We start from the raw sequence: 17,596 nt of genomic DNA, 5'->3' as shown, positions 1-17,596 counted from the left end.
GATAAAACCACATTGGGCACTACAAGAAGATGGGACAGCACAACTTGAGTATGATGACTTTGAAGTGCAAGGTGAGCGTTAGATTTAGCTCTGCACTGGAAGTGTTTGTTGGCTGAGACTAGAAACAAAACAGCCCTGACTAATCAGGGCTGTTAAACATTAAGATTAAAATTAATCAAAATGGAATCGGTGTTTACCGTGACTAGCCTTGGTTTTTAGGTAGCTTTCATTGCCATCTTTGACATGCGCTTTTGTCCCTACAACTTCTGAGATAGTAATACCAAGTGCTTCAAGTTCACGAATTTTCTTAGGGTTATTCGTAATTAAGCGAATCTCATTGATACCGAGCGCCTTAAGCATATACGCGGCTTCGGTGAAATCGCGCAAATCATCACCAAAACCAAGGTGATTATTCGCTTCATAAGTATTCATGCCCTGACTTTGCAGCTCATAAGCATCAATCTTATTGTATAGGCCAATGCCGCGACCTTCTTGACGAAGGTATAACAACACCCCACCTTCTAACCCCATTTTCTCAATGGTTTCGTCTAGTTGTTCACCACAGTCACACCGTGATGAGTGGAAGACATCTCCCGTCAGACATTCAGAATGCATTCGAACCAAAGGTGGCTCATCACATTGGTCTGCCGTTTGAAAAACTAAAGCAACGTGCTCTTTACCTGACTCTAAGTTATTGAACGATAGAAGGTCTGCTGAAATATTGCTTTTTAAGCCAACTTTAAAAGGCACTCTCGCCCTTACATTTACCATGTTGTTCCTAAGTACTTCTGTTGCCAAGCGAGCGCCTGCTTTGATTATTCACTAATTCGATAAATCAATATCAAAGGACACTTACTATCTGGCCAATATTCTTTAATCAACACTTAATATGACATGCATTGAAGCACTTAGCACTTATCAAGCATTGCACTTTTTCTAAGATGATATCTAAAATTATTACACTAAAACAGCTTCGTGACACTCTGTTAATACATTAAAAGTAAATATTAGGTAAAACGCCAACGAATTGTTATGTTATAACATATCACAAAGGGGGTTATCAACCCTATCTAGAGAGTTAGCTTCTTGTAAAAATGACTGACTTTTTCCGCTTGAAAGCAACATGCCGACATCAACGTAAAGCACACTACCCCCCCCATAATACACAATAACCGAATCCAATCATTCCCCATCATCAGCCTTAGTGACACCATCTCATAAGTGATCATCAACCATTGGGCTGCAACAATAACCAACAATACCGTTACTAGCTTGGGCGTATATGAAGAACGGTAAAAAAGCAGTAAAGGTAAGCATGCTAGTATTAACAACATGCCTATATTAGAAAATCGTAAATAATGTGCAGCAAGTAACCAAAAACTGATCACTACAGGCAATAATCTTAACACTAGCATTGCTATCTCTTCCTTCCTAAAGAACTTGCATTATTTATATACCTTTAATGATTTTATAGCTACTCCCTTCACCACCGTTCTAATACAACCACTTACAAGTGCTAATCATTTAACTACAAAAACAAGCAATAAACTGCGTGTTTTTTATCTGTTATATTCGCTACAGCTATGATTAAATGCTTCTTTTATTCATACGCATATTTGGCTTAATGACTCACTCTTTCTGGTTACGTTGGCGTTTACCCTCCCTTCTTTTCATCTCTGGCCTCGCCATTATTGCCATTTCATCGAGTATGCTCAGCAATCAGCTATTTAAGTTTGATGTAAATAAACGATTAGACAACCTTCATTCATTTTACCAAGGCCGCTACCTTGAGTTAGGCAAGGAACTTGATCAATTAGTTGATCAGCTAAGTTTTACTTGTAACGAAACGGATTTAGCCTTACTTCGTGAAACCATTGAAGAGTCGGCTGTTATTCAGCTTATTGAGCTTCATACCAAAAAATCACGCTGCTCTATCTACGGTGAAGAAGTCAGTTTAATAAAAGAATTTAATGAATCTGAAGCAAAGCTCTTAAGTGGCAATATTAACAGGGTTTATTCCGTCGAGCCCTACTTTAACCATCGCGTTAAAGTGACCTTTAACATGCCAACAGGCCAGCTAATTACCATTACAGAACCCTTCCAAAATATCTATACAGATAGTGAAATGTGCGAAGGTTGCGTTGCCATGGCGTTAGAATATCAAGGTAACTATATTCCTCTGTACCCTGAACATGCTGATAAGCAGTACTTCCCCATAGCCAGTAAGTATTTCAGTATTCAATATATTATTACGATATCCGCGACCCTTGAAGGTATAAAATACATTGTTCAGAAAGATTTACTCACTGTACAACTTTTACTTTCATCATTACTGTTATCAATATGTTTGTTAATTGGGCTAAAACGCACACCAGAGCGTACACTGCAAGACTTGATAACGCTTGGGTTACAAGAAAAAGAGTTTATTCCACATTATCAACCCATCGTTAACACGCAAACCAATCAGCTCGAAGGCTGTGAAGTGTTAATGCGATGGCACAAAAAGAATGGTGAGCATATTTCACCAGAACAATTTATACCCATTGCAGAGTACAGTGGGCAAATCACTGAGCTTACATACTATTTATTAGCGGATATCACGAGTAAATTCAGTCAGACATCTGTTCATCAATTAACCGGCTTTTTAAGTTTAAATGTCACACCAGCATTGCTTGAAAGCCATGCTTTCGCCGACGATGTACTTGCGATGGTGGAAGAAAGCCAAATACCGCCATCTTCAATTGCATTTGAAGTAACAGAAAGAACACCCTTTTCCAATTTACCACTGGCGCATGAAGTCATTACTCGACTAAATGAACATGGCATTTCTATAAAGCTTGATGATGCCGGTACAGGTTATGGTGGGTTTAGTTACCTGCAAGCTTTACCAATCGACACGTTAAAAATAGATAAAATGTTCATTGATACAATTGGTACCAATGACATGAAATCGACCATTCTCGATTCAATCATACTATTTGGTAAACATGCAGGGCTCAAACTCATTGCTGAAGGCATTGAGACCCAAGCCCAAGTTGACTATTTACAAAGCAAAGGCGTCTGGGTTATGCAAGGTTACTTCTTCAGTAAACCACTGTCATTTAGCGAAATTTTAAAATATAACGCGAGCCCAATGGCTTCGACTAGCCAGCATATTAGCGAGCAACAACAGAGCTAAATAGCCGTTGAAATAAACAATTGCACCTTTTTTAGGCCTCTTCAATTGTTATTTTTTATAAAAACTCTAGAATTGCTCGGTTAGAATTCCAGTTACTCTTTCATCTGGCTGGATTGATTAAATTGTCTTACAGCTGAACGCTGTTACTGACACAGTAAAGGAAACGAAATGATTCAAGTAGTTGGTCACAAAAACCCTGATAGCGATAGCATCTGTTCAGCACTCGTAGGCGCAGAGCTACTTAAAGCTCGCGGCCTTGAAGCTAAAGCCGTTCGTCAAGGTGAACTAAACCGTGAAACGCAGCACATCCTAAAAACCGCTGGTGTTGATCAACCAGAAATGTGTACTGGCGTAGCTGGTGAAAAAGTTTGGCTAGTAGACTACTCAGATCTAGCACAAGCACCAGACGATATCGCAGACGCTGAAATCGTCGGTATTGTTGACCACCACCGTCTGGGTGATGTAATGACAGTCAACCCGCTTGAAGCTTGGATCTGGCCTGTTGGTTGTACTTGTACCATCATGTTTAACCTATTCAAGATGGAAGAAACGGAAATCACTCGCGAACTTGCAACACTGATGATGTCTGCAATTCTAAGTGATACTGTTGGTTTTGCCTCACCAACATGCACACAAAAAGACAAAGATGCAGTAGCTGAGCTTGCACCACTTGCAGGTGTTGAAGATCTTGACCTCTTCATCAAAGAGCTACTTATCGCTAAAACTGATATTGAAGGTCTTTCTGCTGCTGAATTAGTAGAAAAAGACCTGAAAGCTTACCCATTCAGCAACCGTAACGTTGTTGTTGGTCAAATCGAGCTTGCAACTCTTGAACAAGTTGATGCAATCATCGACGAGCTAAATGCAGATCTACAGCGTCGCTGTGATTCAGAAGGTCTTGCAATGGCTGCTCTAATGCTAACAGACATCACAACAAGCACGACTCGCCTACTTTACAAAGGTGAGTGGAACGCGACTTTAGATACTCACGCTAAAGACGGCATGCTAATGATGGAAAACACACTAAGCCGCAAGAAACAAGGCTGGCCTTGGCTACAAACGGTTCTAGCTTAATCGTTTGGGTCAAAAAAAAGGAACGCTTTCGCGTTCCTTTTTTATTTCAAATAATTCCAATGTCTTTATTTCACTGAAGCACTTACAGAAGACGTTTCATTTAGAATATCCGCAAAATGATTAACAAATTCACGTCCAACTATTTTTCCTTCTTTGTAATCAACTTCAAGATCATCTTTATCGCTTAAGAGCGCTCGACTGCGTAGATTTTTTTCAGGCGTAATCTGAATAACTTTCAAACCATCAGGGGGAGACAGCATAAACTCATGAGCGTCGTTATACGTTGTATAGTACCGATTGAGCATTTCTAGTATTTCGTTACTTTTACCTTTCCCCGTCATAGCGAGTAACCGCTCAATATTTTCTTGAGAAAGTAGGCTCCAGCTTCTTTCTTTTGATGCTGTCACCTCATCAGTATTTCGCTCTGGGAAAGTCACTCCTTTCTCCCGTAACGTATCTTTCCATAGATCAAATTTCGTTGAAAACTCACTATGGAGCGTCTTCACTCGGCCAAATGACGAATTCCTATTAAGTCGGTCAATATACTCTGGTAAAGCGGACTCTATTCTGCCACGCCAATCATTTGTAGTACGGCTATCGCCTTGTTTATATGAAAGCGGCTCTGTTCTTACCACTACAACCAAATCTGCACCACGTTGCCATGCTTCTTTTACAGGCACTGCGGCACTCACGCCTCCATCAACCCACTCAAGATCATCAATATTAACGGGCTGGTTATAAATAACGGGAATGGCACAGGATGCTTTTAATACTTCACACCAATTGTGGCCGTAGAGTGGTAAATACAAATCTTGGAGATTATCTTTTCGAGTGGCGCATGCCAAGGCTGTACGCTTAGCGAGTACTTCTTGCGCCTTTGCGACATCCAACGGCATTGAACCGCCAGGTGTAACGGCTTGTAATGCCCAATCCAAATTCATGGGTTTTTGTTGGCTTAAATATTTATAAAGGTTGAAGAACTCATTGTCAGTTGTGAAATCAACGATGAAATTATAACTAAAGCCAGATTGTCGGCTAATAAATGATGATAAATTAAGTGCGCCTGCTGAGGTACCGATATAAAGCTCAAAAGGATCAAACCCAGCATCTAAGAACGCATCAAAAACACCAGCTGTAAATATCCCACGCTGTCCACCACCCTGAACAACAAGCGCAATTTTTTTCCTTTTCACCTGTAACAATTGCCGAGAAAAATTGTTAACCAAAGGTAAATTGAAATCTTTCAAGCTAAATGGTAAATGATTCGTCATACACATTCTCACCAATACTTCGAGAACACTATGTCGACAGTATACCCTATCTTGCTTTATGAAATTGGAACACTGTTAAGATTATCAATAATTATTAGCAAGTTATGTTGCGATAGCGATTAGACCAAAGGTGATAATCACAGACATTGTAACTGCAGCTAATGCAATGGCGTGTTTCAAATCTTTTTCCATATTATGCCTCTAAACCGAACTAAACATTAACAAAGTATTAACCTTATTTTAGGGGGAGTTCAAGGTTCTAGCCATTGAAAAAGCATGAATATCAGAATGCTGTCACACTACAATTAAGTATTAAGACCTACTTTTAATATAAAACGCCTCATACCCAGCGCCCTGAGAGTAAGATTCAGTCTAAAATTAGCTCGGGTATTCATTCTGTCGACATGCTAGCGGGTATGGATAATGATAAAAATGAGATTAATGATGTTCACTTTAGGGGTAATAGCTGTAAATCCGGCTTTTGCCAACAGTACAATCTATGTAACACCTTATCTAGGTTACAGCTTTTCTAATAGCTTTAGCGATGAAAACAACATCAAAATTGATATTGATAATGACATTCATTATGCACTCGGTCTCGAAACTGATTTATATGACGGACGGGTTGGGTTATATCTCAGCCACCAACCTACCGATGTTGCCAATTTTAATGACAATGGCTCGCTATCATATGTACATTTTCAAAGTGCATTACGTTTTGATACTTTTGAACACACCGATACGTTCATCGGCGCCAGTCTAGGTACCACTATTATTGATGCTGATTGGACTGACAGTGATATGCTTTTTTCAGGCGGGCTACATGGTGGTGTCGAATATAAAATCGCCACGAACCTAAACCTTGTCTTTGAAACGCGTTGGCTATTTAGCTTGATCGACAGTGATACAACAACCATTTGTAATTTGCCAACAGGCGATGAAAGCTGCAATGTAAGAATCGATTCTAAATGGATGTCACAATTTCATACCAACCTTGGTGTCAGTTACTCGTTTTAGTGAAGCCGCCTCACAACCTATGACCACCAAGGTGGTCAATTTCCATCCTTCACACCCTGCTCCATATGATTTAACTATTAATTACTGGTTTTACAGTCATTTTTCTTATATGTGTAAAATAATATTTCAAACCATACTAATCCCAAGGCGTTGGTCATTTAAACCAGCCAAAGCAAATAAACACTTCACTTATACCGCACATAAAAAGAAAACCAACAAGTAACACTAACCAACATAGACGTTAACAACCCCACACTCTATTGCTTTACATCTCCTGTCTGGTTAATCTCAACGCATTAGCGTGGTCTTACCTTTCAATTTCCGCGCTTGTTATTGTTAATACTTAGAATTTTTACCTTCTAAATCTTGGTTTCATAGAGATATGCAGTACATAAGGAGATGTATATGAAACGCGAACAATGGGGCTCTCGTGCCGGGTTTATCCTTGCCGCAGTAGGCTCAGCGATTGGACTAGGGAATATTTGGCGTTTCCCTTATATGGCTTATGAAAACGGTGGTGGCGCATTTTTTATTCCTTACCTTTTTGCCATGCTCACCGCTGGTATTCCATTCATGATTATGGAGTTCAGCCTTGGCCATAAACTACGCGGGGCTGCACCCCGTGCTTTCTCGAAACTAGGCTTTAAGTTTGAATGGTTAGGCTGGTTCCAAGTATTTATCGCAGCAATCATCGCTGTTTATTACGTTGCAATTATTGGTTGGGCTATTTCATACCTTAGCTATTCATTCACGCAAAGCTGGGGATCAGATACGAATGGTTTCTTCTTTGGTGAATACCTAAAGTTAGGTGATAACACCCCTAGCCAATTAGGAAGCCTGCAGAGCCATATTGCTATTCCGATGGCAATTGCATGGGCAATTACCTTTGCTGCAATTTTCACTGGTGTTAAAGGTGGCATTGAACGCGCAAGTAAAATCATGATGCCTTTACTGTTTATCATGGTTATTGGTCTAATTAGCCGTGTTGTGTTCTTACCCGGTGCGCTTGATGGTCTGAACTATTTGTTCCAGCCTGACTTCAGTAAAATCTTGGATGCGAAAGTATGGTCAGCAGCATACGGTCAAATATTCTTCACCTTGAGTGTCGGTTTTGCCATTATGATTGCTTACTCTAGCTACCTGCCGGATAAATCAGATATTAATAATAACGCCTTCATGACAGTATTGATTAACTGTGGTTTCTCTATTACTGCTGGTGTACTTATCTTTGGTGTACTTGGTTATATGGCACAAGAGCAAGCCAAACCTATCACAGAAGTTGTTTCCGCAGGTGTTGGCCTTGCGTTTGTTACGATTCCTGCAGCTATTAACTTATTGCCTGCACCGTATATTCTTGGTCCACTGTTCTTCTTTGCATTGGTTGTGGCTGGCTTAAGCTCGCACATTTCCATCATTGAGGCGGTAACATCAGCCATTATTGATAAGCTGAATTTAACACGTAAAGTGGCTGCTTGTTGGGTCTGTGGTACCGGTTTTATCGTTTCAATGGCTTTTGCAACCAATGGCGGCTTATTGCTACTTGATCTGGTCGACTACTTCATTAATAACGTCGCGTTACTTGCAAGTTGCTTAATTGAGCTGGTTATCATTGCATGGCTGCTTAAAGTTTCGGATATCCGTAGTTATGTAAATAGCATTTCAGAGTTTAGCATTGGTAAGTGGTTTGAAATTTGTATCCGCTTCCTAAGCCCAGCAATGCTTGCGATTATTCTAGGCACAAACCTTGTTAATACCTTTAACGAAGGCTACGGCGGTTACGCAACGTCTGATCTACTCATGCTAGGTTGGGGACTCGTTGCTGCAATGTTTATTGTTGCCGTTATTATCAATATTTCATCGAAGCCACAGAAAGAGCAGGAGGCATAATATGACAACAGGTGCAATTATCATGATGCTGTTCGGACTCGGCATCACTTGGGGTGGCGCGGCGTATTGTATTTCAGTCGCAATGAAGAAGCAGAAAAAATAGCACTCACCAAGTAAATAGCAACATAACCATGAAGAGGCTCATTTGAGCCTCTTTTTTATGATCTGCTCTTCACTCACTGAATCACCAGAATAAATAATGTTAAGAATGTATTATTCTGGTAAATAAGGCTTTTCCTTCATTCAAGTGGAGCGTTACAATCAAGTAAACAAGTGCGGTAACGTAACCTCAATTTAGACTCAATCAAGGAAAGGCAATGAAGTTAGCTGCTATTTTACTTACGACTGTCATGCTGCCAACAACAGTATTTGCATCTTCAACAAGCTGTGAAAGCGATAAATATCATCAATATATTGATGCATCACTCTCTTGGTATCAAAGCCTTGTGGAACTAACAGTCGAAAAAGATGAAAACCTTAAGGAAGTCGGTGACTGGTTTCTAGCTGGACGTAAGCATCACTTTGAACTCAACCGTGAGGCAGTTGATTGGTACTTAGAAAATGATAAGGACAAACTCGCGCTTTCTCAGCCAATAGAGTCGTGGCTAAACCTTAGCCAAAAAGACGTTAAAACGTTATCTGAACAAGACAATGAGTTGGGTAGAATTGCGAAGCTATCTTTTGATGATCGTCAAAGTAAACCTCACCAAAAAAATTATGAATTGCGCAGTGCATTTGCAGAGCTGTTGACTCATCCGGGGACTATTGAAAAGCCGTTAAACGCCTATAACGAAAAAATCGCGGTAATTTCAAGCATTGAATGTAACTAGTACTATAAAATATAAGTAAAATATTCCCACTATGGGTGGTCTCAAGGAATGAGATCACTCAAAATAGACCTCTTTTTATAACAACGGGTTATTTATACTCGTTACCGTTGCTTATTTGGGCACTCTCATAAAAATGTTTTTTAAAATTAAAGCAAGGAGCGCAGGATGATCCCGCAGCGTCATGCCGTCACCATCGGCATATTTTCTTTGGCTCTTCTTTCACTAGAGGCACACGCCAATGGCCCTCGCCCATGGACTTCTGGGTTTGGTGCTGATATTTCTTTCCTTGCCGGTTACACCGACAGTACGTCACAATTCAATACCGATAACCATACTACCTCTAGCCTTGATTCTGACGCGCCCTCGCAAGGCAGCGCTTTTTTCTCGCCACTCGGTACGATTAGCTACACAATGGACAGCCTCGATAAGCAAATCTATTTTGGTACCAGCCGTTCAGATCTCGCATTAGGCCGATTTCATGTTGAACTGGGTTACCGCCAGCGTATTGAAGGAAAAGGAATGATCACCCTAAGCTATGTGCCAGGGGTGCTAAAAACAGACACATGGAAAGACCCTTTTATTACCGACATTCAACGTGAAGAGACCGAGAGCACAATTCAAGGGGTCCGCTTTCAGTATGACAAAATTTTAGGGTCTAATTTCTCGCTAGAGCTCTCTGGTGGCCAGCAAGCCATAGATGATGAACAGAGCGGCATCACAAACTATACACCAGAGGAACAAGCGAAGCTCAATCGTGAAGGCAATATCTATTATGCAGAACTAGGCTATTTTCACCCTATTAGCCGATTCCAAATTCTACGAAGTGCGATTAACTATACCCGCCTCGACGCCGATGGTGCGGCAATGGCAAGCAATAGTTTCGGGGCAGAGGTTGGTATCATTCAAGCAATGCGCAGTTCAAGCCTAGCTTTGACATTAAGCTACAACAACACAAGCTATGATGAATCAAACCCAGTTTTTGATACTAAGCAAAAAGACGATAAATGGGGTGCTTTCCTTGCTTATGAATACAAAGAACCGTTTGACTGGGAGAATTGGGGAGTTGTATCGCTCATAGGCTACAACCAAAACCAATCAAACATTAACTTCTATGATGAAGACTCGTTACTAATTAGCCTTGGCATCAACTATAAGTTCTGATCACAAAGGTATTGATGTGCTTCAGATTAATGGGCTAAGCCATTTAGTGCTTACCCCATTTTTTGTCATTATCAACAATAAGGTCATTAGCAGAAGCTATCAAATCGTTATTTTTTTCGAGACACAGGCGTTAAATTGCATTAAATTAACATCAGTTTGCCGAATCAAAGTATAAGTAATAGCTATATATGGCAGTGGATTACAGAAAAGCCGATGCGACCGAAGAGTCGTTGCATCGCATTTTTACGGTGCCGGAAGCACCCGATTCAACCCTTGGTCGAATTGAAAAGGATATCTCGGAAAACCTCAATGCGTTTTTACAAACACACATTGCAGCCCGAGAGAAACCATTAGCAGAAATAGAAAAGGACTTTTCATCAGCTGCCTTGCCTGAAAGCCCTAGCTTTGTTTCTGATCATACACACTTCTTACTTGATAAGCTGGTTGCTCAGTCGGTTCATACCTCTGCGCCCTCTTTCATCGGTCATATGACATCGGCTCTCCCCTACTTCTTGATGCCGTTATCTAAGATCATGATCGGGTTAAACCAAAACTTAGTTAAGATCGAAACATCCAAAGCATTTACGCCACTTGAACGGCAAGTGTTAGGGATGCTGCATAACTTGATCTACCAAGAAGATGAGAGCTTCTATCAGGAGTGGATGCATAGCGCCAACCATTCTCTTGGTGCATTTTGCTCTGGGGGGACGATTGCGAATATCACTGCGCTTTGGGTTGCCCGTAACAACGCATTAAAGCCTGATGGTCATTTTAAAGGCGTCGCACAAGAAGGTTTGTTCCGTGCCATGAAACATTATGGCTATGAAGACCTAGCTATTTTAGTGTCTGAACGTGGTCACTACTCATTGAAAAAAGCGGCGGATATACTGGGTATTGGTCGGGAATGTGTTATCCCTGTGAAAGCGGATAATAATAACCGTATTAGTATTCCTGAGCTAAAAGCGAAAATGGCTGAGCTAAAAGCGAAAAATATTAAGCCATTTGCAATTATCGGGGTCGCGGGCACAACAGAGACAGGTAATATTGACCCACTCGATGAGCTTGCCGATATTGCCGAACAGCATGATTGTCATTTCCATGTTGATGCCGCTTGGGGTGGTGCAACGTTAATGTCGAACACTTATCGCCCAATGCTGAAGGGAATTGAGCGAGCAGACTCTGTCACCATTGATGCACACAAGCAACTATACGTGCCAATGGGGGCTGGTATGGTTATCTTTAAAAATCCTGCGCTCATGACCGCGATTGAACACCATGCCGAGTATATTCTGCGAAAAGGGTCTAAAGATCTAGGTAGCCACACGCTAGAGGGCTCACGCAGTGGAATGGCAATGCTACTGTATGCCAGCCTCAATATTATCAGCCGACCAGGCTACGAAATGCTCATCAATAACAGTATTGATAAAGCAAAATATTTTGCCAAACTCGTGACTGACAACCCTAATTTTGAGCTAATCTCGGAGCCTGAGCTGTGTTTACTTACCTATCGCTTTGTTCCGGAACGAACGCAGCGAGCGTTAGTGATTGCGTCTGACGAAGACAAAGATACACTACTTGATGCGCTAAATGATCTCACTAAATTCATTCAAAAACGCCAACGCGAATCAGGTAAATCATTTGTTTCTCGTACGCGTTTAACACCTGAAAAATGGGATAGGAAGATAACAACCGTATTACGTGTGGTACTCGCTAATCCGCTAACAACTGAAAACATCCTGCAGGATGTCTTAGACGAACAACAAGCGATTGCGAAGCAAAGTATTATTAGCTATCCACAAATTCAAGCGTTGACCGAGAAGATATTAAACGAAAACCACTCGAAAGGTTCCGACGCTTCCTAAGTTCCCCCTGTTAACTTCAAACAAAAAACCTGACCTTGTGTCAGGTTTTTCTATATCAAGACAGCAGAAAACCATCTATTTCTTTACTGATACCAACCGACATAAGTCGTCATTTAATACCGTTTGTAGACATTCATTACCAAGACCCGAACACATTTGCTCATTTATCCCCCAGACAGCTGGGGAATAAATAAGCTACTAGCATTTGCTTCGATAAAAACACTCAAAAGCAGCAGGTTAATTTAGTTAAAAAATTGAGCGAAATTCATCATTTATAAGTTAAAAAGCTCAAATGAACATTCTAGTAACCTACAAAGCATGATCACCATCACATTTAACTTATTAATAACAATTAACATTTATTGACTAAGATCAATAAAAGGTCCGATTCTTAGATGTGAAAAAGGCCGGTATAGTGGATATACCGGCCTAAATATTACAGTTTATTTCAAACTGACCTTGTATGCATGACGGTTAATTAGTCACCCGCAAACATGTAGCCTTCACCATGAACAGTCACAAAAATCTGTGGGTTCTTAGGGTCAACTTCCATCTTTGATCGCATACGACGAATGAGCACATCAATGGTTCTATCGTTCGGCGCTTCAACTCGATGGCTTAGCATGTTCAATATGCGTTCACGGCTAAGAACAACGTTAGGGTGCGAGGAGAACGCGACCAATAATTCGTATTCTGCCTTAGTTAGTTTTACAGGCACGCCATTATGAGTAAGCGCACGTTTGTTTATATCGAACTGCCAATCACCGAAGCGGATAATACTGTCTTCTTGCAGCTCAACCATGGTCTCATCACGCGCCTTTTCAACCAGAGAGATGCGCCACAACAGGTTTTTCACTCGGACAAGCAGCTCACGTAACTCAAACGGTTTAGTTACATAATCATCGGCACCCATCTCTAAACCAACAATACGGTCAATGCTATCAGTGCGGCCTGTAACTAAGATGATACCCACTTCAGACCGGCTGCGTAATTCTCTGGTTAACATCAAACCATCTTCACCAGGTAGATTGATATCAAGCATAACGAGGTCGACTTTTTCGCTGGCCATCACCTCACGCATTTGGGCACCGCTTTCAGCTTGGCTGACTTTATATCCCTCGTTTTCAAAGTACCCAACTAGCTTCGTTCGGGTAACAATCTCGTCCTCTACAACAAGTACATGGTGACTCATTTTATTCTCTTTATGTCTTATTTACTGTTCTTTTAAAACTTAGCATAACAGACGGCTGTTCACAATTTTTCATAAAAATGAAAACCCTGTTCATTGCCGCCCTTATCGTTATTCATATCGTGACATTAAGATTAAACCATAAAAATTTATACGTCACCGTAGTTTACGGCAGACATACATACTTAAATGGAATCTTCCACTATGAAAAAACTTTGGCAAAAGTTAATCAAGCCAAGCAGCAAATATCCAATCATTGCATTGGTTTTGGCCGGTATTGGCATTACTTTGGCTGGTACATTTGTCGTACATAAGGGCTTTGAAGCAACCTCTACTATTGAGTTCTGCGTTTCTTGTCACACCATGGAACAGAACTACGAGGAATATAAAGAAAGCATCCACTTCAAGAATGCTTCTGGAGTTCAAGCGACATGTACTGATTGCCACCAGCCAAAAGATTTTCCTGGCAAAGTATTCCGTAAACTCGAAGCAGCGAAAGACCTTTACCATCATTTCGTAACTGGAAAAATTGATACACCTGAAAAGTTCGAAGACCACCGTTTAGGCATGGCCCAAACAGTTTGGGATCGTATGAGCAAACAAAACTCGAAAACATGTAAGAGCTGCCACTCTTACGATGATATGGATCACAGCAAACAATCAGCTCAAGCTGCTTTTGAAATGAAGCAAGCAGCAGCTGAAGACATGAACTGTATCGAATGTCACAAAGGTATTGCTCACGAACTACCAAACATGGCAGGCGGTTTCCAGAAAGACTTCGAAGTACTACAAGCAAAGGCGAAATCTCAAGGTGCTACAGCTGAAAAACTTTACTCTTTAGGTGAAAAAGACCTTTTCGCAACAGCTGATGCTAACGGCACTGTTTCAGGTAACCTACTTCCTGCTTCTGAAGTAACCGTTCTTGAGCGTGACAACGACATGCTTAAAGTTGAAATCAACGGCTGGCTAGAAAAAGAAGGCCGTGGTCGAGTGCTAACTGAGTACATGGGTAAGCGCGTGTTTAAAGCAACTATCCGCGGCGAAGTTAAAGAAAACGAACAATTGATTGAAGAGCTAACAGACAGCGCGACAAACATTGTTTGGCAGAACGTTACTGTTGAAGCTTGGATCACTGCTGATGACATGATCGATGATATCCAACCTATCTGGAACTACGCAGATGACATGTACGGTGCAACTTGCACGGCTTGTCATGCAGCACCAACACCAGACCACTTCGGTGCGAATGGTTGGATTGCCAGCTTGAATGCAATGAGTGCTTACTACCGTTTAAGCAAAACTGAAGAGCGTACGCTTCTTAAGTACCTTCAGAACCACGCTAACGACACTGGCGGCGCTGGCGCGCATTAATCCTGATTGGGTGGTGGAATCATTCGGATTCCACCACCCAGCTAAAAAGAATTCAAATTTAAGGATCTAACGATTATGGCGACTCAAATTCTAAATAAAGGCATTTCACGCCGTCGCTTTTTGTCTGGCATGGTTGCAGCAAGTGCTGCTTCTGTCGTAGGTACAAGCCTACTTGCTCCGCGCCAAGCTATGGCTGCAACAGACACTAAAGCTAGCTTCACCGGTGAAGTACTTTCAGGTTCTCACTGGGGTGCATTCCGTGCAAAAGTTGTAGATGGCGTATGGGTAGACACAGTTCCATTCGAAAAAGATAAAAACCCAACGACCATGATCAATGGTGTACGTGAAGTGGTTTATAACCCTGCACGTGTTAAATACCCAATGGTTCGTATCGACTGGCTGAAGCATGGCTACAAGTCAGACACCACTCAACGTGGTGATAACCGATTCGTTCGTGTTCCTTGGTCGCAAGCTTTAGACTTCTTCTATCACGAAATGGAACGTGTTCAGAATAACTACGGCCCAAGTGCACTATATGCTGGTCACACTGGTTGGCAGTCGGTTGGTAAACTGCACTCTGCAGGTACCATCATGATGCGTGCTATTGGCCTTCACGGTACTTACCTAAGTAAAATGGGTGACTACTCGACAGGTGCTGCACAGGTAGTCCTTCCGTACGTTGCTGGTGCAATGGAAGTATATGAACAGCAAACATCTTGGCCGCTAGTTCTAGAACATTCAGATACCATTGTTATCTGGGGTTCCGACCCAGTTAAAAACCTTCAAGTTGGTTGGTTAGTACCAGACCATAGTCCTGTCGAGTACTATGATCAGCTAGCTGAAAAAGTAAAAAACAATGAGATCAAAGTGATCTACATTGACCCAGTAAAATCTGAGACGCAAAAAATTGTTGGCGGCGAGCAAATCAAAGTAAACCCGCAAACTGACGTTCCTCTAATGCTGGCCATCGCGCATACGCTATATCGCGAAAACCTTTACAACAAAGAATTCGTTGCAGATTACACTACAGGTTTCGACAAATTTGTTCCTTACCTAACTGGTGAGAAAGATGGTGTAGAAAAAACACCTGAGTGGGCTGAGAAAATTTGTGGTATTGAAGCTGATACTATCCGTGAACTTGCACGTCAGATGGCTTCTGGCCGTACTCAGATTATCGGTGGCTGGTGTCTACAACGCATGGAGCATGGTGAGCAGTACGCTTGGATGCTGGTTGTTATTGCCGCTATGCTTGGCCAAATTGGTCTACCTGGTGGTGGCTTCGGTTTCGGCTGGCACTACAATGACGCGGGTTCTGTTACATCAAACGGTCCGCTAATGTCTGGTTTTAGTGGTGTAACGGGCGTTGCTCCTATTCACAATGGCTCTTACAAAGGCTACTCGACTTACATCCCTGTAGCACGTTTTGTCGATTGTATCGAAAACCCAGGTAAGACTATCGATGCTTATGGCCATCGTATTACCTATCCAGAAATGAAAATGGCAATCTTCTGTGGTAACAACCCATTCCACCACCACCAAGATCGTAACAAGATGATCAAGGTATGGCGCAAGCTTGAAACCGTTGTTTCGGTTGAAACCCAGTGGACAGCTACATGTCGTTTTGCTGATATTGTTCTGCCAGCAACGACAACTCACGAGCGTAACGATATCGAGCAATACGGTAACCACTCTAACGCAGGTATTATCGCACTGCCTAAAGTTGTGGAACCAATGTATGAATCGAAAGATGATTTTGAAATCTTCCGTGAGCTTTGCCGCCGTTATGGCCGCGAAGAGGCCTTCACTGGCGGTAAAACACAAATGGAATGGATTGAAGAGATCTACAACGGTGCTCGCCTGCAAGGCCGTGGTATCGGTGTTCGTATGTCTAACTTCAAAAAATTCTGGGAAGAAGAAGGTTTCATTGAGTTCCCTGAAGGCTCAGAGTGGGTACGTCACGAGTCATTCCGTAACGAACCTGATCTTGAGCCGCTAGGTACCGCTTCTGGTCTTATCGAGATCTACTGTAAGACCATTGCTGATATGGGCTATGACGACTGTCAAGGTCACCCAATGTGGTTCGAAAAGACAGAACGTAGTCACGGTGGCCCACGCTCTCAACAGTTCCCATTGAACCTACAGAGCACACACCCTAAACACCGTCTGCACTCACAGCTTTGTTCATCAACTGAGCACCGTGCGACATACTCAGTCGCTGATCGTGAACCTATCTACATCAGCACTGAAGATGCAAAAGCACGCGGCATCAAATCTGGTGATATCGTTCGCGCTTTCAATGACCGTGGTGAAGTACTCGCTGGTGCTGTCGTAACTGACGACTTCATGGCAGGTGTCTGTCGTATCCATGAAGGTGCTTGGTACAGCCCACTAGAAGGTGGTAAACCAGGTACAATTTGTACTTATGGCGATCCAAATGTACTGACTCAAGATATTGGCTCATCAAAACTGGCTCAGGCAACGACTGCGTCTTCAACATTGGTTAACATTGAAAAATACACAGGTGTAGTTCCTGCTGTAACAGGCTTCAATGGCCCAACTGAAGTAACCGATATTAACCCGCTATTCCCAGCAATGGATCTTGAATAAGTGAGTTAACAATTAATAATGTAGTCAGGGGTGCCCCTGACTACACTTTTTGTTTGAAAATTAGTTTGAAAATTATGCACATAAAATCTATTCACATATAATTATCAATTAGCATTAATAATTTTATCTGAATATGTTTTCACTCTACG

15 protein-coding genes are annotated in these 17,596 nt (G+C 41.8%); 10 read left to right on the top strand and 5 right to left on the bottom strand.

Going from position 1 to position 17,596, the window contains the following annotated elements:
* Positions 1-171: 171 nt before the first annotated feature.
* Complete coding sequence (locus tag L4D78_RS11585) at positions 172-771, bottom strand: GTP cyclohydrolase II (RefSeq protein WP_428459310.1); 600 nt, start codon at positions 769-771, stop codon at positions 172-174.
* A gap of 299 nt (positions 772-1,070) precedes the next feature.
* On the bottom strand, positions 1,071-1,415 hold the full coding sequence (locus L4D78_RS11580; protein WP_428467069.1) for a hypothetical protein: 345 nt from the start codon (positions 1,413-1,415) through the stop codon (positions 1,071-1,073).
* A gap of 176 nt (positions 1,416-1,591) precedes the next feature.
* Here L4D78_RS11580 and L4D78_RS11575 point away from each other — a divergent pair, with 176 nt between their 5' ends.
* Together L4D78_RS11575 and L4D78_RS11570 are read left to right on the top strand one after the other, a co-directional pair.
* The gene (locus L4D78_RS11575) at positions 1,592-3,178 is read left to right on the top strand and encodes an EAL domain-containing protein (RefSeq protein WP_428467068.1); all 1,587 of its coding nucleotides are present in this window, start codon (positions 1,592-1,594) and stop codon (positions 3,176-3,178) included.
* 168 nt (positions 3,179-3,346) lie between these two features.
* On the top strand, positions 3,347-4,252 hold the full coding sequence (locus L4D78_RS11570) for a manganese-dependent inorganic pyrophosphatase (protein WP_428467067.1): 906 nt from the start codon (positions 3,347-3,349) through the stop codon (positions 4,250-4,252).
* 65 nt (positions 4,253-4,317) lie between these two features.
* Here the strand turns inward: L4D78_RS11570 and L4D78_RS11565 are convergent, their stop codons facing one another.
* Positions 4,318-5,523 carry a patatin-like phospholipase family protein gene (locus L4D78_RS11565; protein WP_428467066.1) on the bottom strand — a complete coding sequence of 402 codons (1,206 nt, stop codon included), beginning with the start codon at positions 5,521-5,523 and terminating at the stop codon, positions 4,318-4,320.
* Between the two features lie 102 nt (positions 5,524-5,625).
* On the bottom strand, positions 5,626-5,715 hold the full coding sequence (locus tag L4D78_RS28340) for a hypothetical protein (RefSeq protein ID WP_489686021.1): 90 nt from the start codon (positions 5,713-5,715) through the stop codon (positions 5,626-5,628).
* A 231-nt stretch (positions 5,716-5,946) separates the two neighbouring features.
* Here L4D78_RS28340 and L4D78_RS11560 point away from each other — a divergent pair, with 231 nt between their 5' ends.
* The 6 genes from L4D78_RS11560 (at position 5,947) to panP (ending at position 12,280) form a co-directional block, all read left to right on the top strand.
* Positions 5,947-6,540 carry a hypothetical protein gene (locus tag L4D78_RS11560; RefSeq protein ID WP_428467065.1) on the top strand — a complete coding sequence of 198 codons (594 nt, stop codon included), beginning with the start codon at positions 5,947-5,949 and terminating at the stop codon, positions 6,538-6,540.
* A gap of 405 nt (positions 6,541-6,945) precedes the next feature.
* Positions 6,946-8,427, top strand: a complete 1,482-nt coding sequence (locus L4D78_RS11555) for a sodium-dependent transporter (protein ID WP_428467064.1) — start codon at positions 6,946-6,948, stop codon at positions 8,425-8,427.
* Between the two features lies 1 nt (position 8,428).
* Positions 8,429-8,530 (top strand): MetS family NSS transporter small subunit, encoded by a 102-nt coding sequence (locus tag L4D78_RS11550; RefSeq protein ID WP_428459317.1) that lies wholly within the window; start codon positions 8,429-8,431, stop codon positions 8,528-8,530.
* Between the two features lie 214 nt (positions 8,531-8,744).
* The gene (locus L4D78_RS11545; RefSeq protein ID WP_428467063.1) at positions 8,745-9,257 is read left to right on the top strand and encodes a hypothetical protein; all 513 of its coding nucleotides are present in this window, start codon (positions 8,745-8,747) and stop codon (positions 9,255-9,257) included.
* 165 nt (positions 9,258-9,422) lie between these two features.
* On the top strand, positions 9,423-10,418 hold the full coding sequence (locus L4D78_RS11540) for a DUF2860 domain-containing protein (RefSeq protein WP_428467062.1): 996 nt from the start codon (positions 9,423-9,425) through the stop codon (positions 10,416-10,418).
* A 188-nt stretch (positions 10,419-10,606) separates the two neighbouring features.
* Positions 10,607-12,280: a pyridoxal-dependent aspartate 1-decarboxylase PanP gene (gene panP / locus L4D78_RS11535; protein WP_428467061.1), complete on the top strand. Its 1,674-nt coding sequence runs from the start codon at positions 10,607-10,609 to the stop codon at positions 12,278-12,280.
* Positions 12,281-12,758: 478 nt separating this feature from the next.
* Here the strand turns inward: panP and torR are convergent, their stop codons facing one another.
* Positions 12,759-13,472 (bottom strand): two-component system response regulator TorR, encoded by a 714-nt coding sequence (gene torR, locus L4D78_RS11530; protein ID WP_428467060.1) that lies wholly within the window; start codon positions 13,470-13,472, stop codon positions 12,759-12,761.
* Between the two features lie 201 nt (positions 13,473-13,673).
* On the opposite strand from torR, the gene torC reads away from it, so the two are divergent.
* Both torC and torA read left to right on the top strand, forming a co-directional pair.
* Positions 13,674-14,840: a pentaheme c-type cytochrome TorC gene (torC, locus tag L4D78_RS11525; protein ID WP_428467059.1), complete on the top strand. Its 1,167-nt coding sequence runs from the start codon at positions 13,674-13,676 to the stop codon at positions 14,838-14,840.
* Positions 14,841-14,915: 75 nt separating this feature from the next.
* Complete coding sequence (gene torA, locus L4D78_RS11520; protein WP_428467058.1) at positions 14,916-17,447, top strand: trimethylamine-N-oxide reductase TorA; 2,532 nt, start codon at positions 14,916-14,918, stop codon at positions 17,445-17,447.
* The last annotated feature ends 149 nt before the right edge of the window (positions 17,448-17,596 follow it).

Origin of the sequence: Photobacterium minamisatsumaniensis (genome assembly GCF_050336695.1) — a bacterium.
Taxonomy (GTDB): Bacteria; Pseudomonadota; Gammaproteobacteria; order Enterobacterales; family Vibrionaceae; genus Photobacterium; species Photobacterium minamisatsumaniensis.
The sequence above is the reverse complement of the archived record's forward strand: the minus strand, read 5'-3'. Positions and strand labels throughout refer to the sequence as shown.